The organism is uncultured Draconibacterium sp., from assembly GCF_913063105.1.
GTDB lineage: Bacteria > Bacteroidota > Bacteroidia > Bacteroidales > Prolixibacteraceae > Draconibacterium.
This window is the reverse complement of sequence record NZ_CAJXYQ010000023.1, coordinates 1-20,654: the sequence shown is the minus strand read 5'-3', so window position 1 is coordinate 20,654 and position 20,654 is coordinate 1. Positions and strand designations below refer to the sequence as shown.

General features: G+C 40.8%; 22 protein-coding genes. 11 read left to right on the top strand and 11 right to left on the bottom strand.

The genetic code is table 11. The features are described 5' to 3' along the window. Window positions 1-221: 221 nt before the first annotated feature. A complete protein-coding gene (locus QZ574_RS17425) occupies window positions 222-413 on the top strand; it encodes a cold shock domain-containing protein (protein ID WP_297091906.1) in 192 nt (63 codons plus the stop codon). 154 nt (window positions 414-567) lie between these two features. Here QZ574_RS17425 and QZ574_RS17420 read toward each other — a convergent pair whose 3' ends face one another. The 7 genes from QZ574_RS17420 to QZ574_RS17390 form a co-directional block, all read right to left on the bottom strand. Then, on the bottom strand, window positions 568-837 hold the full coding sequence (locus tag QZ574_RS17420) for a DUF4884 domain-containing protein (protein WP_297091904.1): 270 nt from the start codon (window positions 835-837) through the stop codon (window positions 568-570). Between the two features lie 84 nt (window positions 838-921). Then, window positions 922-2,004 (bottom strand): DNA alkylation repair protein, encoded by a 1,083-nt coding sequence (locus tag QZ574_RS17415; protein ID WP_297091902.1) that lies wholly within the window; start codon window positions 2,002-2,004, stop codon window positions 922-924. Between the two features lie 28 nt (window positions 2,005-2,032). Beyond that, window positions 2,033-3,373, bottom strand: a complete 1,341-nt coding sequence (locus tag QZ574_RS17410) for a 1-acyl-sn-glycerol-3-phosphate acyltransferase (RefSeq protein ID WP_297091900.1) — start codon at window positions 3,371-3,373, stop codon at window positions 2,033-2,035. Window positions 3,374-3,387: 14 nt separating this feature from the next. Next, complete coding sequence (locus QZ574_RS17405; RefSeq protein ID WP_297091898.1) at window positions 3,388-4,335, bottom strand: bile acid:sodium symporter family protein; 948 nt, start codon at window positions 4,333-4,335, stop codon at window positions 3,388-3,390. A 201-nt stretch (window positions 4,336-4,536) separates the two neighbouring features. Next, window positions 4,537-5,691: an alkaline phosphatase gene (locus QZ574_RS17400; RefSeq protein WP_297091896.1), complete on the bottom strand. Its 1,155-nt coding sequence runs from the start codon at window positions 5,689-5,691 to the stop codon at window positions 4,537-4,539. 87 nt (window positions 5,692-5,778) lie between these two features. Beyond that, entirely contained in the window at window positions 5,779-6,447 is a 669-nt protein-coding gene (locus tag QZ574_RS17395) for an RNA-binding domain-containing protein (RefSeq protein ID WP_297091894.1), read from the bottom strand. 37 nt (window positions 6,448-6,484) lie between these two features. Further along, a complete protein-coding gene (locus QZ574_RS17390; RefSeq protein ID WP_297091892.1) occupies window positions 6,485-6,931 on the bottom strand; it encodes a GNAT family N-acetyltransferase in 447 nt (148 codons plus the stop codon). 157 nt (window positions 6,932-7,088) lie between these two features. Between QZ574_RS17390 and yjjX the strand changes: the two genes are divergently transcribed. Further along, on the top strand, window positions 7,089-7,607 hold the full coding sequence (gene yjjX, locus QZ574_RS17385; RefSeq protein ID WP_297091890.1) for an inosine/xanthosine triphosphatase: 519 nt from the start codon (window positions 7,089-7,091) through the stop codon (window positions 7,605-7,607). Here the strand turns inward: yjjX and QZ574_RS17380 are convergent. Continuing rightward, window positions 7,604-7,924 (bottom strand): NifB/NifX family molybdenum-iron cluster-binding protein, encoded by a 321-nt coding sequence (locus tag QZ574_RS17380; RefSeq protein WP_297091888.1) that lies wholly within the window; start codon window positions 7,922-7,924, stop codon window positions 7,604-7,606. The genes yjjX and QZ574_RS17380 overlap by 4 nt on opposite strands. A gap of 59 nt (window positions 7,925-7,983) precedes the next feature. Then, complete coding sequence (locus tag QZ574_RS17375) at window positions 7,984-8,325, bottom strand: carboxymuconolactone decarboxylase family protein (protein ID WP_297091886.1); 342 nt, start codon at window positions 8,323-8,325, stop codon at window positions 7,984-7,986. A 198-nt stretch (window positions 8,326-8,523) separates the two neighbouring features. On the opposite strand from QZ574_RS17375, the gene QZ574_RS17370 reads away from it, so the two are divergent. Together QZ574_RS17370 and QZ574_RS17365 are read left to right on the top strand one after the other, a co-directional pair. Then, complete coding sequence (locus QZ574_RS17370; protein ID WP_297091883.1) at window positions 8,524-8,988, top strand: SPOR domain-containing protein; 465 nt, start codon at window positions 8,524-8,526, stop codon at window positions 8,986-8,988. Beyond that, the gene (locus tag QZ574_RS17365; RefSeq protein ID WP_297091881.1) at window positions 8,981-10,879 is read left to right on the top strand and encodes an amidophosphoribosyltransferase; all 1,899 of its coding nucleotides are present in this window, start codon (window positions 8,981-8,983) and stop codon (window positions 10,877-10,879) included. The genes QZ574_RS17370 and QZ574_RS17365 overlap by 8 nt, the downstream gene beginning before the upstream one ends. A gap of 80 nt (window positions 10,880-10,959) precedes the next feature. On the opposite strand, the gene QZ574_RS17360 is transcribed toward QZ574_RS17365, so the two are convergent. Both QZ574_RS17360 and QZ574_RS17355 read right to left on the bottom strand, forming a co-directional pair. After that, window positions 10,960-11,919: a GNAT family N-acetyltransferase gene (locus tag QZ574_RS17360; protein ID WP_297091879.1), complete on the bottom strand. Its 960-nt coding sequence runs from the start codon at window positions 11,917-11,919 to the stop codon at window positions 10,960-10,962. Between the two features lie 165 nt (window positions 11,920-12,084). Next, window positions 12,085-12,936, bottom strand: a complete 852-nt coding sequence (locus QZ574_RS17355; protein WP_297091877.1) for a 1-acyl-sn-glycerol-3-phosphate acyltransferase — start codon at window positions 12,934-12,936, stop codon at window positions 12,085-12,087. A 376-nt stretch (window positions 12,937-13,312) separates the two neighbouring features. Here QZ574_RS17355 and QZ574_RS17350 point away from each other — a divergent pair, with 376 nt between their 5' ends. The 7 genes from QZ574_RS17350 to QZ574_RS17320 all read left to right on the top strand — a co-directional run. Then, a complete protein-coding gene (locus QZ574_RS17350; protein WP_297091876.1) occupies window positions 13,313-13,759 on the top strand; it encodes a hypothetical protein in 447 nt (148 codons plus the stop codon). Between the two features lie 5 nt (window positions 13,760-13,764). Next, window positions 13,765-14,670, top strand: a complete 906-nt coding sequence (gene rsmH / locus QZ574_RS17345; protein ID WP_297091873.1) for a 16S rRNA (cytosine(1402)-N(4))-methyltransferase RsmH — start codon at window positions 13,765-13,767, stop codon at window positions 14,668-14,670. 41 nt (window positions 14,671-14,711) lie between these two features. Further along, on the top strand, window positions 14,712-15,023 hold the full coding sequence (locus tag QZ574_RS17340; RefSeq protein WP_297091871.1) for an FtsL-like putative cell division protein: 312 nt from the start codon (window positions 14,712-14,714) through the stop codon (window positions 15,021-15,023). A gap of 2 nt (window positions 15,024-15,025) precedes the next feature. Next, entirely contained in the window at window positions 15,026-17,125 is a 2,100-nt protein-coding gene (locus tag QZ574_RS17335; RefSeq protein ID WP_297091869.1) for a penicillin-binding protein, read from the top strand. A 1-nt stretch (window position 17,126) separates the two neighbouring features. Continuing rightward, window positions 17,127-18,584 (top strand): UDP-N-acetylmuramoyl-L-alanyl-D-glutamate--2,6-diaminopimelate ligase, encoded by a 1,458-nt coding sequence (locus QZ574_RS17330; RefSeq protein ID WP_297091867.1) that lies wholly within the window; start codon window positions 17,127-17,129, stop codon window positions 18,582-18,584. 9 nt (window positions 18,585-18,593) lie between these two features. Continuing rightward, a complete protein-coding gene (mraY, locus tag QZ574_RS17325; protein ID WP_297091865.1) occupies window positions 18,594-19,844 on the top strand; it encodes a phospho-N-acetylmuramoyl-pentapeptide-transferase in 1,251 nt (416 codons plus the stop codon). A gap of 1 nt (window position 19,845) precedes the next feature. After that, window positions 19,846-20,654, top strand: an 809-nt coding sequence (locus QZ574_RS17320; RefSeq protein ID WP_297091863.1) for a Mur ligase family protein, incomplete at its 3' end; no start/stop codon positions are given.

Sequence of the window (20,654 nt, the reverse complement as noted above, 5' to 3'; positions counted from 1 at the left end):
TAAAAAGGAGCTGCAGGCTCCTTTTTTTGTTTTTACAGCACGCCAATCTTGCCTTCTCTGCAGCAAAGTTAGGTGAATATAATTCTTATTTTATAAGCTTACTCGCGGGTTAAATGGCAGATATATAATATTTTAATCAAAAAAAGAACTCCAGTGTATAAATTCTGATGTTTTTTTAAGAAATAGTTGTAGATTGCGGCCAATAATTTTTTAAAAATATCATGAATAAAGGAACAGTAAAATTCTTTAATGATACCAAAGGGTTTGGATTTATTAAAGATGCAGAATCAACAAAAGAGTATTTCGTACACGTTAGCGGATGTAAAGATGAAATCCAAGAAAATGACGAAGTAACATTTGACTTGGAAGAAGGCCGTAAAGGGCTTAACGCAGTTAATGTAAAACTAGTATAGTTATTATATTGCTTACAGTAAAAGTCTCGCCAGTGGCGGGACTTTTTTGCTTTGTATTAATTGGTGCGCACAAACTTTTTTACAATATGGTTTATTTTTAACAGTAGTCAAATGCTTTTAAGCAGGGAGATGTTTTGAAGTACTGTTTTCCCGTTTAATTCTCAGGAAGTATACGAACATGATTTTCAATTCGGGTGTTTGTTGAGTCTTTGGCAAAGCTGGTAACATCGCCCATGCAATTTGTGAAGTACACGTATTCGCCACGATCGTAAAAACGGTATACTTTACACCCATCATATTCAAACAGGTATTCTACGTTGTAGGTGTCGTTGTTCTCGGGACTTTTAATTGTTAGCGGAACTCCGCTGCAGGCACTTAACAGAAGTAGCAGTGCGCCTGCACAGATAAGGTAAATAGTTTTCATGGCACTAATTTTTAAGTTTAAAAAGAATGCAAGAATAGTGCCATGTTTTATGTAAAACAGCAATTCTCATAATAACGGTAAGTATTAACCCAGCCCGATGTAGCCGCTTGCTTTTCTTTCGCCGTTAATTACAATCTCAAATTGGTGTTGGCCCGGGTAGTGTTTACGGGTAGACCTGTTTTTAAACGAATGGTTTTTTGTGATACTGTGCTTGCCCGGAGGCATTTCAACTTCTTTAATCTGAAATATTTTTGGCGATGTTTTTCCGCTTGCTTTTACATAGTGCACAATGTATTCGATGCGAACTTTTTGCTTTTGTTTGGTGGCTAAATTCAGCTTAAAGCTGAAAGAGATATCATCGCCAATGGCCGGTGAAGAATTTGAAAAATTGAGCTGCTCCACTTGCATTAATTCCGGATTGGCAAACCCAAATAAAAGCATGGCTTTTTTATTCCCTTGTTTAAGCAAGGTACGGCAGGCATGTTTAATAATCCAGTTGGTGTTTTTAGCTATTCCCTGCCAGCGTATGCATAAATCAAGTACCAGTTCCGGATGATCTTTCGAGATGTCATTCAGGTTGTTGGCCACACTTTTTCGCACAAATTCTTCCGGATCATTCTTTAATTTCTCAAGAATAGGAAGAATAAGCGAGGGGTCTTTTTTTAGTGCCGGTACTGCTGATGCCCAGGGGAGGCGAGGGCGACAACCTTCGCTGGCAAATCGCCGCACCCTAAAATCGTCACTGTCGGCCCAGGCAAGCATATATTTCATGGTCGCTTCGGTATTCTTATTTAAAAACGGCCTTATGCCAAATTCGGAACTGCCACATTTTGTGAATTCTCCCAAAGCAGGAAGTGAAATGTCCCAATGTTCTTGTCCGTAAACCTCCACATAATCGGGTAAAACAATGGCTTCAAAGCCACTTACTTTTGGAACAATAGCAAGCAGAATAGCTATGGCTTCCTTAAAGTCGGCAGGAAGGAAACGGTGGAGACTTAGTGTGGTGTGTCGCATTTTTTCCTTGAGTTCACGCTCGGGCCATTGTTGGTCGCAAACAGCATTAACAAAAGCTTCCGATTGAAACGGTGGATAAACTTCTTTTAGAACTCTTGAAAAAAGCTGAACTTTTTCCAGCGGAAACAGGATGTCTTTTAGTTTTTCGGCCATGGTCTTTGTATTAAGTAGTCTCCAGAAATTATCGTGTACTTTTATTTAGGTCATTAAAAAGTTGTTCTTGTTGCTGCTTTACATTTCTCCAGACTGAAGGATTAAAGACCTGGAGAAAAAGCAGTCGTGCCCGGCCTGTTGTTTTGAGCAATAAAATATACCAACGAAAAGCAAATTTCCCGGTAAAAGGCAACAAACATAAGAATAAAACTTTGTGCCATACTGCAGTTAACAACCATGAAACGGCCCATAGTTCGAGAAAGTAGAATAGGGGAAAAATGGTGAATCCAAGTACTAAGAAAAATGAACTCCAGAAAGCATAGTCGTTTACTTTTTTTCGTACAATTTTATCGATAGTAATAAATGGGACAGCATTAAAAATAAAGCCAAAAGCGAAAACAGGAAAACTCAAAAGCAGTAGTAGTTTATTCATACCAAGCTTGATAAAATTGTTTTCATGATTCTCAATCAGCCAGGTGCGTAAACCATATTTTCGAGCAGTTTCATCAAGTTTTGCAGCAGCCTTGCACAGTTCTTGAATTTTTTTTTGGTTTTTCTGTTCCAGCTGGTCAAGTTTTTTCACCAGGTGCTGGTCGGCCAGAAAACGTTGCTTTAATCCTTTTTCTTTTTGCAGCCTGTGGGCATGAGCATTTCCAAAAATCAGTCTGATTTGCTCAATACAATTGTAATGTGTTTTACTTTTAATTGCTAAGGTAAGCGGGGTAATGGCTTTTTCAAGATCATTGCGCAAGGCAAGGGTTGCGTAATTGGCATTGTTTTTATAGGATTCAAGATAGTTGTTTACCAAAATTGGTTTTCCAAAGTTTACCAAAATACTGCGGTTAAATTTCCAATAGCTGCTGTAATAAATACCCGTTGGAATAATATGAATGTCGAGTTGGTTTTGCGCTTTCTCTTCGGCCATAAAAACAATACGCGGAACGGCTTTTTTATGGGGTAACATCTGGCGTTTAGCCGAATGTGCTGCCTCGGGAAAAAGAGCCAGGGCACCATTGTTTTTTAGCACCTTAACCGAATCGGCAAAGGTTTTATCGTTTTTTGCTAGTTGCTCTTTTCCATCGCGCAAACGGTAAACCGGCATTATTTTTAAAAAACGAAGAATTAGCGTAATAATTCCGGGTTTAAATATATCGGCTCGGGCCAGCCAAACCGGTTGAAAACGCGTGTGTAGGAGAATGGCCATAGGATCGCTTAAAGCATTCTGATGGTTGGGTGCAAAAAGTATTGGTTTGTTTTTTGGAATATTTTCTATGCCGTTTAAAACAACTTTATCATGAATAATCCAATCGGTAAAACGGATGTACTGCTTTAAAAGCCAATAGCCCAACGACCACTTTTCATATTTCATTTTAAAGGCAAAACTTAACGGGTTAATTTAAATCGCGACATAAACGAAGATACAGCAAAACCACTTAAAATATGCCAAACGCCCCACCAGGCGGCAATAATTGTCATGCCTCCCAATTCAAGCTCTGGGGGGAATATTTTTGGGTTGAACATTAACACCAGCGCCAGACCTGAATTTTGTATGCCGGTTTCAATGGTAATGGTGCGCTTATCCATGCGTGGTAGCCGAAACAAACTGCTAATACTAAATCCGGTAATTAAGGCAAGGGCATTATGAATAAGAACAATCAGGAACACCAGATGAATGAAATTTTTAAAGTGTTCGAAGTTAGCGCTCAGCAAAGCAATAACAAAACCGATAAAAATTACGATGGATATTTTTCGGATAGGTTTTTTAATTTTTAGTGTTAGTAAGGGCAGGTATTGGGCAACAAGTAGGCCGGCAACAACAGGAATACCCAATAAAATTACCACGGTTTGTACCATTTGGAAGAAGTCAATTTTTATGGGTACCAGGTATTCGCCGCCACCCGAGGTATTGTAAAAATTAATAAACAAATCGCCCCACAAGGCAAAGTTAATTGGGGTCATAAAAGTGGCGGCCAAAGTAGCAATAGCTGTTAAACTAACAGAAAGTGCCAGGTTGCCCTTAGCCAATGCACTCATAAAATTTGAGATGTTGCCTCCGGGGCACGAGGCAATTAGCAACATACCAAGCGCTACCGTAGGAGTTGGATTAAGCAAGAGCACAAGTAGAAATGTTACAGCCGGTAATAGCAAGAATTGAGAAATTACGCCAATAATTACTGATTTTGGACGCATAACAAGCTGCTTAAAATGCTCGATTTTAATGTCGAGTGCAACACCAAACATTATAAATGCTATGGTAACGTTAAGTGCGAATAAACCGGTGGGAGAGAAATTTAGCCTGACATTATCAAGAACTTCCAGCGCTTCTTTCATGTGAATTAAATTGATAGTTTTTACTGGTATCACATGGAACTCGCATGGATGATCCTGGTGTTTTCCGCTCTGCGATGTTTAGCCATGTTTTTTCACAAGTTGTAAATTGAAGGGGAAAATAGTAAACAATGACGAGAAATCATAAAAAACCGGTACTGAACATGATGACTCAATACCGGTTTCATCCGAATTAGCTAAAGCTTACTTGTTAAGCAAAAGCTTTTTCATTTTATGGTGAATATCGGTGTTATCCATAATCCCAATGAATTTTTTAGCTCCGGGGCCATAAGCAAAAACCGGAACCATTACACCGGTATGGCTTTTGGTGGGATAGCCGGCTTTTACCATGCCGGTGCTTATGTTGCCACCGGTTAAGGCCATGCCTCCTGTTTCATGGTCGGCAGTTACCAATACAAGAGTTTCCCCATCTTTGGCAGCAAATTTTATGGCTTCACCTACTGTTTCATCAAAATCAAGCATGTCTTCTACAATATAAACGGTGCTGTTGGCATGGCCGCCCCAATCTATTTGAGAGCCTTCCACCATCAGAAAAAATCCTTTATTATTGTTCGACAGAATATTTAAAGCGGTATTTGTAGCCATTGGCAACATGTCGCCTCGTTCTTCCATCCGTCCGTTGTGCACCTCAGCAGTTAACCCGGCTAATTTCCCCTTCTTAATTTTCGACATCTTTTTTATGTCGTTTTCAACAGTATAACCTTTGTTTTTTAATTCTTCAACTAAGTTTCGTCCATCTTTCCGGTTAATAAAGTGGGCAATTCCACCGCCAATGAATACATCAATATCAATTTCTAAAAAATCGGCAGCAATATGCTCGTACATGCCACGGTTGGGCTGATGTGCAATAAAAGAGGCCGGTGTAGCGTGTGTAATCGACGACGTTGAAACAAGTCCGGTTGCCAGTCCGTGTTCTTCAGCTTCTTCTAAAATAGAGGTAATTTTCATAGTATCGGCATCAACGCCAATTGCGCCGTTGTAGGTTTTAACCCCACACGACAGTGCAGTTCCTCCAGCTGCAGAGTCGGTAATATAATTGTCGGCCGACTGTGTTTTGGAAAAACCAATGTAACGGCAGTTTTCAATAAATAATTTACCCTGGTTGGCTGTTAATCCTGCAAAAACCTGGCTTACACCCATTCCGTCTCCAATCAGGAAAATAATATTTTTGGGTTTTTCCGATTTAAATTCCTGTGGGTACATTTTTACATTGTATGGTTTCCCTCCCTGGTACACCTTGTCGGTTTGCTCCGATTCTGCATTCAGATAGGCGTCTTGCCCCAGGGCTACAAAACCAAATGCCGATAACAGTAGTGCGATATAAATTTTCTGTAACATATTAATTGTGTTTTATTTTGATTGTATAAAAGTATCGCATTTTAAGCAGCGAATATGAAATAAACAATAAAAAATTGTATTGGTTTGTTAACGTTCTCCGAACTTTTCCATTTCCAATGCATCAAACGCTGTGTTTAAGGTGAAAAAAGTTCCCTCCTGGGTCGTATTCATTTTTATAATATCTATAATTACAAAGTTACTGAGAATTTCTTCTGCTTTTTTCCGATGCAATTGTTGGTGCCGCATAAATTTCGAAAAGGTGATGAATTCATTTTTTCTTAAATAGTCAATCAAAAAGCGTTCATCATCAGAGTAGGTAAAATATACGCCTTTTGGGCTTTTTGCTTTTTTCCATACTTCTATCTGAATTTTATGCGCCAAAATATTTTCATCTTTTTTTCTGATGTAGGCCAGCCATTTTCCATTTTCGTCTTTTGCAAAGTGTGGTTTTAAGGCACTGGCCTCAATTCCTATTTCAAGAACTGTTTTGCCACCAATTTTCCATTGGCGGGTAGTAAAATCAATAGCTGGCTTACTGTATATTTTGGCGGCAGCTTCAATCATGTAAAATTCTTCATCGCTGCTTATTCCGGCAATTTTGCCGTTATCTTTAACACCAATAAGTAATCGTCCGCCATCGGTATTTGCAAAAGCAACCAATGATTTGGCAATTTTTTTCGAGTCGTTTATGCAAAACTTAAAATCCTGCTGCTGGTGCTCCCCCTCTGCAATAAGTTTATAAATAAAATTGCTCATGCATGTATGTTTGCCCTGTTTACTTGTAAAAAGCTGATTATTTTAACCATTCAAACGTAATATAATGGTCTTGGTTCATTCCCAGCGTTTCGTAGGTTTTATGAGCTGCCTGGTTTGATTTGTCGGCATAAAGCCGAATTCCCTTCAGGCTTTGGTCGTCCATAACCTTTTGTTTCAGAAACGAGTACATACGGCGGTAAATGCCTTTTCTTCTGAACTCGGGCCGCACATAAACCGATTGAATCCATAAAACCGTGCCGTTTCGCCAATCGCTCCATTCAAAGGTGGTTAAAAGCGAACCAACAACTTGTTCATCTGTTTCGGCTACGTAGTAACATCCCTTGCTGGGGTTGCTAAAAACGGCATAAACACCTTCTTCAACAGTTGGTTGGTGCAACTCAATGCCTTCTGTTTCGCGTGCCATTGTCAACTGAAAATCAACAATCGTTTTATGGTCCTGCTCTTTTGCTTTTCGTACTTTCATGTTATTCGTTTGAGACCAACGAAAGTAATAATTCCTAATAAATCGCTAAATTCCGCCAAAAGTAATTTTTTCACAGTTGTAAATTTTTTTGATGTGAAGAAATAGAACCGGCAGGTTTATGAAGTTTCACTTGCATGAAAATTATAAAAAGAAAAGAATGAAGATTGTAGTTGCCTCAAAAAATCCGGTAAAGCTAAAAGCTGCCAGGCTTGGTTTTGAAACCTACTTTGATAATGTTGAAGTTGAAGGGGTTGAGGTTGATTCGGGTGTTTCAGATCAGCCGAAAAGCGATGCAGAAACACTGGCCGGGGCGGAAAACCGCGTAAACAATGCCAAACAAAATTATGCTGATGCTGCGTTTTGGATTGGTATTGAGGGAGGGATTGAATATGGCGTTTCGGGAATCGAGGCTTTTGCCTGGATTGTTATCAAAGCCGCGGAAAATTATGGCCGGGCCCGAACAACTTCGTTTCAGTTGCCACCACAAGTTGCCGAATACATTAAAGAAGGTTATGAGCTTGGGGAAGCTAACGATATTGTTTTTAACCAGGTGAATTCAAAACAAAAGTCAGGAGCTGTAGGCCTTTTAACCAATGGTAAAGTTAGCCGCACAGTCCTGTATAAACAAGCCGTTGAGTTGGCTTTAATTCCTTTTCTGAATCACAAATTGTATTAACTGCCAATGCGATCCATAATCTCGTCAACTCTTATGCGTTCTTCGTGTAAAAGTACCAGCTGAAGTTTTTCTTTTTCCAGCCGTTCGCTAACCATTGGCCCAACCTCGCCGGTAACAATGGTTGTAACGCCGTGCTCTTTTAGGTAGTTTACAAGCTTTATCCCACTGTGTGGTTCCGAAATAAACGGATTCTCTTCGATGGCGTATTGGTTTTTCGCAACATCAAAAAGTACCAGGTATTCACATTTGCCAAAACGAAGGTCGAGAAAAGATCTTTCTGTTTTGCCTGAGGATGTTATCGCGAATATTTTACTCATAATTATTTTATTTTTGCTTTTAATAATAACAATTATATCTCAAATTGTTTAATCTTTTTTTAATTGTTTAGCTCTTCCCAGTATTCAACCGCTCTTCGTGTATGCGGAATACAGATAGTACCTCCAACCACGTTGGCAACACTAAATACTTCAAAAATTTCTTCTGTACTTACCTTTAGTTCATGACATTTTTCTAAGTGGTATTTTACACAATCGTCGCAACGTAAAACCAACGATGTGGCCAGGCCCAGCATTTCTTTAACGTTGGCACCTAAGGCGCCGTCCTGGTAGGTTAAGGTGTCTAAACTGTATATTCGTTTTAAAACCTTATTGTCGGCAGCCAAAATTTTTTCATTCATTTTAGCGCGGTACCTCCCAAATTCTTCAACAATATTTCCCATTTCTCCCTTACTTAAAATTATTTTGGCAAAGTTATTCTAACTTTTAAAATGTAAAAGTCTAAAAAATATCAACAGCAAAGCGTATTGTTTTCCGCGCCGCATATTACTTAAAGATTAAAGGCAATGATATGTGTATAAAAACCGTTCGTCTTTTAGATGTTTTTAAATTATATTTGCGCACTCAATAAAAAAGGAATAATGAGGACTTTTTTGCTGCTGTTGGCAGGCATGCTGGCCATTACTTTTTCGTACGCCCAGGTCGATCTGAATGAAGAAGTATCGGTTGATTCAACTGATATTGCAATTTTAGAAGGCTTGAATGTGAACAGAGATGCACGGCTGGATAAAATGCTGAAATGGCACATTGAAAAGAACCAAAAAAGAGAGGGGATGAGTGGTTACAGGGTTGAAATCTTTTTTAGTTCCGCACTGGATGCAAAAAAGCAAGCCCTCGATACCAAAACCGAATTCCTTACAAACTATCCTGATTTTCCGGTACATATTAAATTTATTGCGCCGAATTTTCGCGTTCGAGTAGGTGATTTCAGAACTAAAAATGAAGCACTAAAGCTTTATAAGCAGGTTCAAAAAGATTATCCCTCTGCTTTTATTGTTCCCGATGTAATCGAATTTCCATTGTTGAAACCAAATCAGTATGAGTGACCAGATTAAACACGAGTGTGGCATTGCATTAATACGATTATTAAAACCGCTATCTTATTATCAAAAAAAGTATGGTACCTGGAAGTACGGCCTGAATAAGCTTTACCTGTTAATGGAAAAGCAACACAACCGCGGACAGGACGGCGCCGGGATTTGTTGTGTAAAAGCAGAGCTTGAGCCGGGTAATCCGTACATCAGCCGGTTTAGGTCGGTTGAGCCCAATCCGATAAAAGATGTTTTTGATAAGGTAAATAAACCGTTGAAAAAGGCTAAGCGACACGACATTGACATACAAGACCCCGAATGGGCAGAAAAGCATTTTCCGTTTGCCGGAACGCTTTACCTGGGCCATTTGCGATATGGTACCTTTGGTAAAAACAGTATTGATTTTACGCATCCGGTAATGCGGCAAAACAACTGGAAATCGCGAAACCTGGTGCTTGCCGGTAATTTTAACCTCACCAATACCGATGAGCTGTTTAACGTACTACTTAAGCTGGGGCAGCATCCTAAAGCATATACCGATACCGTAACCGCGTTGGAAAAAGTTGGGCATTTTCTTGATGAAGAAAACCAGTTGCTTTTTAGAAGGTACAAAAACGAGGGCTACGATAATAACATGATCTCTCCGCTGATTGAACAGAATTTGGATATTCAGAATATTTTGGAGCGCGCATCGAAAGACTGGGATGGAGGTTATGCAATGGCCGGTTTAATAGGGCATGGCGATGCTTTTGTGGTTCGGGATCCGTGGGGAATAAGACCGGCACATTATTATGCCGACGATGAAATTGTTGTGGTGGCATCGGAAAGGCCTGTTATTCAGACGGTAATGAATTTGCAGGAAGACGATGTGCAGGAAATTGGTCCGGGCGAAGGATTAATAATTAAAAAGAATGGAAAAATTTCGAAAGAAATGATTAGGGTGCCACACAAGCGTACATCCTGTTCTTTCGAACGTATCTATTTCTCGCGGGGGAGCGACAAGTCCATTTATCAGGAACGTAAACAACTGGGACGTTTACTTACGCCAATTGTGCTAAAAGCTGTTGATTACGATTACGAAAATACCGTATTCTCTTATATTCCTAATACAGCCGAAACAGCTTTTTATGGTTTGGTTGATGGAGTGCGTCACCACCTGGTAGATTGGAAAATCGACCAAATTCAACAAAAAAACGGTTCGTTGAGTGATGCAGATATCAAACGGATTTTATCGTTTGAGCCACGGGTTGAAAAAATTGCCATTAAAGACGTGAAGCTTCGGACATTTATTGCCGACGATGCAAGTCGCGACGATTTGGTAGCACACGTTTACGATGTTACCTATGGCGTTATTCAGAAAAAGAAAGATACGCTGGTGATTATCGACGACTCAATTGTGCGGGGAACAACACTAAAGAAAAGTATTTTGAAAATACTCGACAGGTTAAATCCGAAAAAGATTATTGTAGTTTCGTCGGCGCCGCAAATCCGGTATCCCGATTGTTATGGAATTGATATGGCGCGCCTCGACAAATTTATTGCTTTTAATGCGGCAATCGAGCTGCTGAAAGACCACGGTAAAGAGTCGATTATTCAGCAGGTATATAAAAAGTGTAAGGAGCAAGAGAATTTACCTAAAGAGGAAATGGTAAATTATGTACGCGAGATTTATAAGCCTTTTACCGCTGAGCAGGTATCGGATAAAATTGCAGAATTGTTAAAACCCGAAGATTGTAATGCAGAGGTTGAGATTGTGTATCAGTCTATTGAAAATTTGCACAAGGCCTGTCCTAACGATTTGGGCGACTGGTATTTTACCGGAAACTACCCTACTCCTGGAGGTAACCGGGTAGTAAACGGTTCGTTTATTAATTTTGTTGAAGGAAAAGATGAAAGGGCGTATTAGCCTAGTAAATTATAGGATATTAAAATGCCCCGGCTCCATCAGGAACCGGGGCATTTTTTTTGAGTTATTCTTTTTTTGTACTAACGAGGCGTGGGCCACTCGTCATCCTCTTTTCCTTTTATATAGGTTTCAATGTGGCGGTCAACTTTAACTTCGTAAATGTCGTCAATGGTTAAAATAATACCGGTTTCAAGCACATTGCCAAAAACCTCATTTTTTATCGTTCCAAAGGTTTTCATCGATGGCGACAGGTTCATGTACGCATTTACAAGTGGTGGAATGTTTTCATCAAACGAACGAACATTTTGTACCAGTATTTTGTAGTCTTCCTTGTAATTTTCGCCGGTAAACAGCTTTTTCATCGCCGGAATGTCAATGTCAAATTCCACCGGATCTTTAGGGTAAACAAGGTTTTCTTTGTCGCGGAAATATTTTTTAAAGAAATATTGAATCAGGTTGCGAGCTTCATTATGAAAATGCTCATACATTGTAATTTTTCCAAAAAAATATTTAATCTCTGGATGGTCAACAGTAAGGGCACCAAGTCCGTCCCATAGATTGTCGAGTGCAAAAAGTGCTTTGGCTCCTGCTTTGCTCGATTGGTATGCCGGTTGAACAAACGATCGGCCAAGTTCGAGTGTATAGGGCAGGTATTCCTCTTCAAACTTTTTTGAAAAATGAAAAACCCGGGAAGTGGCCAGCTTAATGTTGCCAGCTTCATCGCGGGGAGCTTCGGCACATAGCACATAGCGGTAACCTCCAAGAATTTCTTTGGCATCCGGGTCCCAAACAATTAGTTGTTTATAGGGTTGAGGAGCTGTGTCGTAACTGTCTATGTCAGTTTCTTTACCTGTTCCGCCTCCGGCATCGCGAAAGGTGATCTCGCGAAGTCGCCCTAATTCGTGCATAATTGCCGGAGAGTCATGTGCTGTAATTATGTATATTTCGTTACCACCTTTGTTGGTTTTTCGAAGCAATTTCTCAGGTGTTAACTCTGCATAAATTGCTTCTTTTGAAATAGGTGCTATTATATCTTTCATTCGAAACTTTTTATCTGTCCGTATTTCTCTGCCAAAACTTGAAAGGTTATTGCCTCCATCCACAATGCAATACGCTTAATTCTCTTTCAGGTTTCGGATGCCCTGTTTTTGAAAAATGGAATACAAAATTAAAAAAATCATGATAAAGCTAATCGATATTGTTGTTTAATTTGCTGAATCAGAACTTTCTTTCAGTTGGTAAACTTTATTTTTTACCCATTGTGCCCATTCCTGGTGAGTTTTTGATGCATTGAAAGTTGTGTAAGGTATGGGTTCTCCAAAATACAGGTGAACGTCTTTGTTCCTGTGCCGCATTGTTTCATCGGACAGGAAAAACATTTCAAGGTTCCATTTGAGTTTGAAAAATTTTCGAAGTTTTGCCGTACGGTAAAAGCGGTTGGAGTTTTTTCCGCTAATAAAGACGGGTATAACATCCCGTTTGTGTTGAATGGCTTTAGTGATGAAATGTTTTTTCCATTCCAGGTCAATTATTTCGCCCTTTATTTTTCGAGATGCCAGCCCCGATGGAAAAATTAGAATCTGGTCATCGGAATTGTAGCATGCCGATAGTTTTTTGGCTGCCTCGCGGGCATGGCCACCGTGTTTGTTTACCGGTACAAATACCGGGCTTAGTTGCGGGATGTTTAGTAAAATATCGTTGGCCAGAAATTTGAATGCCCCTAAGCGTGCTTCAACATTTTTCATCAGCAGCATACCGTCGAAACCGCCAAGTGGGTGGTTGCTTGCAAAAATAAACCGACCCGATTGTGGAATATTTTCAGGATTGTGCACAAATTCCCTGACATTAAAATCTTCAACAACTTTGTCTACAAACTCAATCCCTTTTAAATGACCGTGTTTTTCTAAAAAAGTGTTTACCTCGTCGAGGTGCAAAATGTTATTGAGGTAGCGGTAGATAAAGCCAGGAATAATTTTGGCTAATCCCGGGCTTTTGGCGGCAAAAACCTCTCTTATTCGGATGGGTTTATAGCTTTTTGAGTGTTGCTCTGTTGTCATTTTTGCATGGTTTACGGCAGCAATTAACTAAAAAATGGTCAATCTGAAAAATATGGCCTTTGCGATTTTTTGGTACAGCCTGCTGCTTTTTGCAATAACAAAAATTAGTAACAAACAGGGGCGTGCCATTAATGCAGCCCTTTCAATTCTGTATTATGAGTTATTAACGAATGTTTATTCATTTTTGATTTGTTTAATTAGTTGTTATTCAGTGGATGAAAAGTAGTTTTCAACAGTGATTAACATGTTTTAAACATTTTGACGTGGATTTATTAACAGTTGTGCGAAAAATTTGAGTGGAATGAAATGGAATAAAATGGCATGAAATGGAATAAAATTGTATTTTTACGTTTGATAAAAAGACTTTTAGCACTTTATGGCATTTTTTGCAGGTACATATCAGGCGACTATCGACGACAAAGGGCGTGTTGTTTTGCCATCGGCTTTTAAAAAAGCCATGGGAGAAAACATTCCTGACCAGGTGGTGCTTGAAAAGAACCGGCTGGGGAAATGCCTCGATATTCATCCGATGGAGGTGTGGCAGGAAAAGGTGGAGAAATTTCAGGCCAAAGTGAGGGCTAGTACCAATCCTGCTCATTTTGCGGCATTGCGTCAGTACTTCCGGAACTTTGCTCCGGTTAGTTTGGCAACAAACGGCCGTATTAATATTCCTGATGAATATTTAAAGTATGCGAACCTGGAGGGCAGGGTTTCATTTTTAGGAATGGGAGCTTCTATTAGCCTGAGTAACGAAGACGTGGCAAAAGGCGACGATATTTCGGATGATGCGTATCTGGACATGTTGAGAGAATTTGATTTGTAGGGGAGATGTCGGACATTTATCACATACCGGTTTTAGCAAAAGAGAGCATTGAGGGTATGAATTTGCATGCCAATGCCAGTGTAGTTGATGCCACTTTTGGCGGTGGTGGGCATTCATCTTTGATTCTTGAATCGCTGGGTAGCGGCGGCAGGTTGTTTGCATTTGATCAGGATGAAGATGCTGCCGGGAATGCCTTAAAGGATGACCGGCTTTTTTTTATCAGACATAATTTTAGGTACGTTAAAAATTTCCTTCACTACTACGGAGTAAATCAGGTTGATTCGATTTTTGCCGATTTGGGCGTTTCATCGCACGAATTTGATGAGGCAGATCGTGGCTTTTCGTTTCGTTTTGATGCAGCCCTGGATATGCGAATGAACCGCGATGCTGAAATTGATGCGGCAAAAGTGGTGAATAGTTACGATGAAGAGCGACTACTGCAGGTTTTTAAAATGTTTGGCGAGATAAAAAATGCCCGAAAACTTACGGCTACGCTAATTAAAGCCCGATCAGTAGCGCCAATAAAAACAACCACTCGCTTAAAAGAAATTGCCTCGGCTTGCGCGCCCAAAGCTATTGAAAACAAATATCTGGCCCAGGTATTTCAGGCACTTCGTATTGAAGTGAATGCTGAAATGGAGGCTTTGCGCGAGTTTTTGCTGGCATCGCTTGATTTAATAAAGCCGGGTGGACGCCTGGTAATTCTTACCTATCACAGCCTTGAAGATCGTTTGTGCAAAAATTTTATGCGCTCGGGAAACCTTGAGGGGAAAATTGAAAAAGACTTTTATGGAAACGTGCAGTCGCCTTTTAGGTTAATAAACCGAAAGGTAATTGTGCCATCGGCCGAGGAGCAGAAACAGAATTCGCGGTCGAGAAGTGCAAAATTAAGAATTGCAGAAAAAATTTGAGGATGGCAGAGCAAAGCAAAAATACCAGAAAAAGAACAGGGATGAAGTCGTTTATCGGTGGGACGATTCTTACCGATGACAGAACGATGCGCCAAATGCCATTTGTGGGTTTTTTGGCGGTGCTGGCTTTGTTGTTAATAGCTAACCGAAACTGGTCGGAAAGTACCTTGCGCGAGATTGTGGTCTTGCAGGAGGAGTTAAACGAGTTGAGGTCAGAGTCGGTAACGCTTTCGGCAAAGTTGATGGATGCCAGTCGTCCGTCGGAAGTGGCTAAACGAGTAGAAGAGGCCGGAATTGGTTTACAGGAGCCGGTTCGTCCTCCGCAAAAAATAACAGTTGAAAAGGAAGATTAGAAGTGGGAATTAGGAAAACCATATTGTCGCGTATTGCAATTGTATACTTCGTGCTGTCGTTGTTCGGAGTGGTAGTTGTGGCTAAGCTTGTTTCTGTTCAGCAGATTAAAAACGATCGCTGGCAGCAAATCGAAAAAAATCTTAGCAACAATACGGTGATAATTCCTCCGGTAAGAGGTACAATTTGTGCCGACGATGGTAATGTGTTGGCAACCTCGGTACCCGGATATAAAATTCGCATCGATTTGGTAGCCGAAGGAGTTCGTAAGGTGTTTGACAAGGAGGCTGATTCACTGGCCTGGTACTTGTCTGATTTTTACAAAGATGCTTCGAAGCGAGAATACCTGAGACGTTTGCGTTCTGCCTATAATAATAACAACCGTGGCTACCTGTTAACACCTCAAAAAATTGATTACAACCAACTCCAGCAATTTAAGAACTTTCCCATTTTGCGTCGTGGCCGTTTTGGCGGAGGGATGATTATCGAGCAGGAAAATAAACGAATTAATCCTTTGGGAATGTTGGCTCAGCGAACTATTGGTAGTCTAAATAAGGCCAATGCCCTTACGCCTGTACCAGTGGGTTATAATGGCCTCGAGCGTTCCTACGAAATGTACCTCAGGGGAGAAAATGGCATAAGCTATAAGCAAAACTTGTCGGGAAGATGGGTTACCCGAACCGAAATTGAGCCGCAAAACGGAATGGATATCATTACAACCATCAATGTAAAAATGCAGGACATTACCGAAAGTGCCTTGTACAGACAGGCACTGAAATCGAATCCGGAATGGGCTACTGCGGTGTTGATGGAAGTAAAAACAGGCGAGATAAAAGCTATTGCCAACCTTGGAAAAACAAAAGACGGATTTTACGAAAAAGATAATTATGCCTTAGGCCATCGCGGATGTTACGAGCCCGGCTCTACTTTTAAGCTGGTGTCGTTAGTTGTGGCCCTTGAAGACGGAGTGGTGGATACCAGCGATGTTTTTGACACCGGAAACGGGTATTGGGCGCAAGAAAACATTACCGACGATCATGCCTGTGGAAAAGTAAATGTAAAGCAAATTCTGGAGCAGTCTTCCAATATCGGAACAGCAAAGGTTATTCTTTCCAACTATTCGTCAGATCCGAAGGCCTATGTCGACCGTATTTATGGTTTTGGCATTCATAAACCGCTGGAACTGGAATTGGCCGGTGAAGGACAACCCTACATTAAGTACCCAGGAAACGCCGATTGGTGGGGAACGACCACTTTGGGGCGTATGTCCTATGGTTACGACCTAAGACTTACACCATTGCAGATTCTGAACTTTTATAATGCGGTGGCTAATGATGGTGTTATGGTGAAGCCCCGCCTGGTGAAAGAAATTAGAAACAACGGAGCATTGGTGAAAGCCTTTAAGCCAGAGGTGCTTAACCCGATGATTGTGTCGAAGGAAACCATTGGCAAAGCTCAGGCCATGTTGCGCGGAGTATGCGAAAACGGCACAGGAAGGGGTGTTGAGGGAGAACATTTTTCTGTAGCTGGAAAAACAGGAACTGCCAGGGTGGCACGTTCGGATGGTAAAGGCTACGAATACGGAGCCTATTACGCATCTTTTGTTGGCTATTTTCCTGCCGACAATCCAATGTATTCGTTAATTGTAACCTTTAAAAAACCCCGCAACTCAATTTACGGAGCAGCAGTTGCCGGTCCTGTTTTTAAAGAAATTTCAGAAAAAGTTTACGCAAGCCAGATACTCAATGCAGTTCCGGAAAAAAATAAACGCGAAAACGAAGATACACCACAGATAAAAAGTGGGCAGCGAGAAGATATTCTGCGCTTGGCAGAAGAACTCAGCTTGAAAAACATTCAGGGACTGCCAGACTCAAAAATGGTTTTGCCCAGCGCTAACGATAGCATAATTGTTTTGCAGGAAAATGTGGTGCCGGCCAATGCTGTACCTAATGTAATTGGTATGGGAGCCAGTAATGCCATTTATTTAATGGAGAATGCAGGACTAAAAGTGAAAATAAACGGAATAGGAAAAGTAAAAAAACAATCGTTAAAACCCGGAAGCTCTTATCGCCCCGGGCAAACGGTTTATCTCGCATTAAGTTAGGATGAAACTAAAGGATTTATTAGAGCATATAGAGGTTGTTGAATACATTGGCTCTGCTGAAAAAGCTGTTGCCGGAGTTGAATTCGACTCGAGAAAAGTGGAGGCCGGTTTTCTTTTTGTGGCACAAAAAGGAGTTTCAGTTGATGGGCATAAGTTTATTGACATTGCTATCGAGAAAGGTGCTTCGGTTATTGTTTGCGAAGATTTGCCCCAGGAAAAAGTGGCTGAAGTATCCTATGTTCAGGTAGCTGATTCGACCCGTGTTTTGGGCGAAATTGCTGCTGCATTTTACGGGTTCCCATCGTTAAAAATGAAAGTTGTTGGCGTAACCGGAACAAACGGTAAAACCAGCATTGCCAGCCTACTGCATAAGTTATTCTTGATGCAGGGCTACAGCGCCGGCTTAATTTCCACCATATCCTATAAAATAAACGAACGCGAAGAAACCGCTTCACATACCACTCCAAATGCATTAAAAATACAGCAGCTTATGGCTGAAATGGCAGCTGAAGGTTGCGAATTCTGTTTTATGGAGGTGAGCTCGCATGCCATTCATCAACAGCGCATTGCAGCTATACAGTTTGCCGGTGGTATTTTTACCAATATCACCCACGATCATCTTGATTACCACAAAACATTTGCCGAATACATTAAAGCCAAAAAAGCCTTTTTTGATGAGCTGCCGTCAAGCGCTTTTGCCCTTACCAATGCCGATGATAAAAATGGAATGGTAATGCTTCAGAATACAGCAGCCCGAAAACTTAGCTACTCGAATAGGACCATGGCCGACTACCGCTGCAAGGTTATTGAAAGTCATTTTGATGGGATGCTATTAAAAATGGATGAGCAGGAAATATGGACCCGTTTTGTTGGCTTGTTTAACGCCTCGAATTTGCTTGCTGTTTATGCAACTGCCGTTGAGCTGGGCCAGGATAAAAATGAGGTGTTAACGGCAATAAGTAACCTGAAATCGGTACAGGGACGCTTTGAAACCATTAGGAGCAACGACGGAAAATATGCCATTGTTGATTACGCACACACCCCGGATGCTTTAAAAAATGTGTTGCTGGCTATTAGCGAAATCAGAACCCGAAACGAGCAGGTGATAACAGTAGTTGGCGCCGGTGGCGACCGCGATAAAACAAAGCGGCCGGAAATGGCCAGGGAAGCTTTGCTGGCTAGCGATAAGGTGATTTTAACCTCTGATAATCCGCGTACCGAAGACCCTGAAGCAATTATTAAAGACATGGAAGCAGGAGTTGAGGCACAATATAAAAACAAGGTGGTTTCAATAGTTAGCCGTCGCGATGCGATAAAAACTGCGGTGATGCTTGCGCAGCCGGGCGACATTATCCTGATTGCCGGAAAAGGGCACGAAGATTACCAGGAGGTGAATGGTGTGAAACATCATTTTGACGACAGAGAGGAAGTGAAAAACTGTTTTGGAATACAAAATTAAAAGCAAGATATGTTTTATTGGCTATACGAAATATTGGCAGAACACGATATTCCCGGAATTGGGATGTTACCGGGTATTTCATTTCGTTCGGCAGCAGCAATTATTCTCTCGCTGCTGATAACTACTGTTTTTGGGAAAAAATTGATTCGCATTTTACAGCGCAGGCAGATTGGAGATGAAATTCGTGACCTGGGCCTCGAAGGACAAATGCAAAAACAGGGTACTCCAACAATGGGCGGAATAATTATCCTGATGGCTATAATAATTCCCACCTTGCTTTTTGCCCGGCTCGATAATGTGTATATCCTTTTAATGCTGATAACCACCGCCTTTTTAGGACTTATTGGCTTTATCGACGATTACATTAAAGTTTTTAGAAAGAATAAAAAAGGATTGGCCGGGAGATTTAAAGTGTTGGGACAAGTTAGTTTAGGTCTTTTTGTGGCTGCCACGCTTTTTATTAGCGATGATGTAAAAGTTCGCGAACATGTGCGCGATGAAAATGGTAAAAATATGACTGTTGAGGTACAGGACCCGGTTACCGGAGAAACCGTGACCCAATTTGTAACCGAAGATGTAAAGTCGACAAAAACAACCATCCCTTTTATTAAAAAGAATGAATTTGATTATGCCAGGTTGGTGGCTTTTGCCGGCGATGCTGCAAGCTGGTTAAAATGGCTGGTTTATGCCATTGCAATCATCTTAATTATAACGGCTGTTTCAAATGCAGCAAACTTAACCGATGGTATTGATGGGCTGGCTACCGGTACCTCAGCCATTAGTGGTGCTACACTTGGTATTCTTGCTTATGTAAGCGGTAATATTATATACGCTGATTACCTGAATATCATGTACATCCCGAATAGTGGTGAATTAACTGTTTTTATTGCTGCATTTATTGGGGCAACAGTAGGGTTTTTATGGTATAATTCTTTTCCGGCACAAGTATTTATGGGCGACACCGGAAGTTTGGCTTTGGGAGGTATTTTAGCTGTGTTTGCGGTAATTATCCGTAAAGAGATTTTAATTCCCCTGTTGTGTGGGATTTTCCTCATCGAAAACCTTTCAGTGGTCATTCAGGTGAGCTGGTTTAAATACACCAAAAGAAAGCATGGCGAAGGACGCAGGGTGTTTTTAATGAGTCCCATTCACCATCATTTTCAGAAAAAGGGTTTTCCTGAACCAAAAATTGTAACACGCTTTTGGATTGTCGGAATTATTCTGGCAGTAGTAACAATAGCAACATTAAAAATAAGATAGGTTGAAAGAATTGGTAGCCATATTAGGAGCTGGTGAAAGCGGAGTGGGAGCAGCCATTCTTGCGCAAAAACAGGGGTGCGAGGTGATCGTATCTGATCTTGGCACCATAAAAGAAAAATACCGGAATATTCTTTCTGCATATAATATCGCTTTTGAAGCCGGTTGCCATTCAGAAGAAAAAATTTTGGCAGCAAGCCTGGTGGTAAAAAGTCCGGGAATACCTGAAACGGCGCCCCTGGTAAAAAAGCTAAAAGCGCAGGGGACTCCGGTTTTATCGGAGATAGAGTTTGGCGGACGTTTTTCTAATGCTAAAACCATTTGTATAACCGGTAGTAACGGAAAAACAACCACCACGCTTTTAACTTATCATATTTTAAAAAATGCAGGATTAAATGTGGGGCTGGCAGGTAATGTGGGCAAAAGTTATGCCTGGCAGGTGGCCGAAGAGGATTTTGATGTGTATGTAATCGAGCTGAGTAGCTTTCAGCTGGATGGGATGTACGAGTTTAAAGCCGATGTTGCAGTACTCATGAATATAACGCCCGATCATCTTGATCGCTATGCTTATGAGATGCAAAACTACATCGATTCAAAATTCCGTATTCTTCAAAACCAAACCGCTTCAGACTATTTTGTGTACTGCGCCGACGATGAAATCATTCAAAAAGAAATACAAAAAAGAGAGATAATACCTGTTCAACTTCCTTTTGGGTTGGAAGAGGCTGCCGGGCCGGGAGCAGGTGTGAGAGACAATCGGATAATTATCAACTTTAATCAAAATCAATTCAGCATGTCGATACTGGATTTATC

Coding starts and splice junctions, on each gene's coding strand:
- QZ574_RS17370 (WP_297091883.1), top strand. CDS start 8,524: ATGAGGACTTTTTTGCTGCTGTTGGCAGGCATGCTGGCCATTACTTTT.
- QZ574_RS17340 (WP_297091871.1), top strand. CDS start 14,712: ATGAAGTCGTTTATCGGTGGGACGATTCTTACCGATGACAGAACGATG.
- QZ574_RS17415 (WP_297091902.1), bottom strand. CDS start 2,004: ATGGCCGAAAAACTAAAAGACATCCTGTTTCCGCTGGAAAAAGTTCAG.
- QZ574_RS17375 (WP_297091886.1), bottom strand. CDS start 8,325: ATGGGAAATATTGTTGAAGAATTTGGGAGGTACCGCGCTAAAATGAAT.
- QZ574_RS17380 (WP_297091888.1), bottom strand. CDS start 7,924: ATGAGTAAAATATTCGCGATAACATCCTCAGGCAAAACAGAAAGATCT.
- QZ574_RS17365 (WP_297091881.1), top strand. CDS start 8,981: ATGAGTGACCAGATTAAACACGAGTGTGGCATTGCATTAATACGATTA.
- QZ574_RS17360 (WP_297091879.1), bottom strand. CDS start 11,919: ATGAAAGATATAATAGCACCTATTTCAAAAGAAGCAATTTATGCAGAG.
- rsmH (WP_297091873.1), top strand. CDS start 13,765: ATGTCGGACATTTATCACATACCGGTTTTAGCAAAAGAGAGCATTGAG.
- yjjX (WP_297091890.1), top strand. CDS start 7,089: ATGAAGATTGTAGTTGCCTCAAAAAATCCGGTAAAGCTAAAAGCTGCC.
- QZ574_RS17330 (WP_297091867.1), top strand. CDS start 17,127: ATGAAACTAAAGGATTTATTAGAGCATATAGAGGTTGTTGAATACATT.
- QZ574_RS17355 (WP_297091877.1), bottom strand. CDS start 12,936: ATGACAACAGAGCAACACTCAAAAAGCTATAAACCCATCCGAATAAGA.
- QZ574_RS17395 (WP_297091894.1), bottom strand. CDS start 6,447: ATGAGCAATTTTATTTATAAACTTATTGCAGAGGGGGAGCACCAGCAG.
- QZ574_RS17390 (WP_297091892.1), bottom strand. CDS start 6,931: ATGAAAGTACGAAAAGCAAAAGAGCAGGACCATAAAACGATTGTTGAT.
- QZ574_RS17420 (WP_297091904.1), bottom strand. CDS start 837: ATGAAAACTATTTACCTTATCTGTGCAGGCGCACTGCTACTTCTGTTA.
- QZ574_RS17405 (WP_297091898.1), bottom strand. CDS start 4,335: ATGAAAGAAGCGCTGGAAGTTCTTGATAATGTCAGGCTAAATTTCTCT.
- QZ574_RS17400 (WP_297091896.1), bottom strand. CDS start 5,691: ATGTTACAGAAAATTTATATCGCACTACTGTTATCGGCATTTGGTTTT.
- QZ574_RS17410 (WP_297091900.1), bottom strand. CDS start 3,373: ATGAAATATGAAAAGTGGTCGTTGGGCTATTGGCTTTTAAAGCAGTAC.
- QZ574_RS17350 (WP_297091876.1), top strand. CDS start 13,313: ATGGCATTTTTTGCAGGTACATATCAGGCGACTATCGACGACAAAGGG.
- QZ574_RS17425 (WP_297091906.1), top strand. CDS start 222: ATGAATAAAGGAACAGTAAAATTCTTTAATGATACCAAAGGGTTTGGA.
- mraY (WP_297091865.1), top strand. CDS start 18,594: ATGTTTTATTGGCTATACGAAATATTGGCAGAACACGATATTCCCGGA.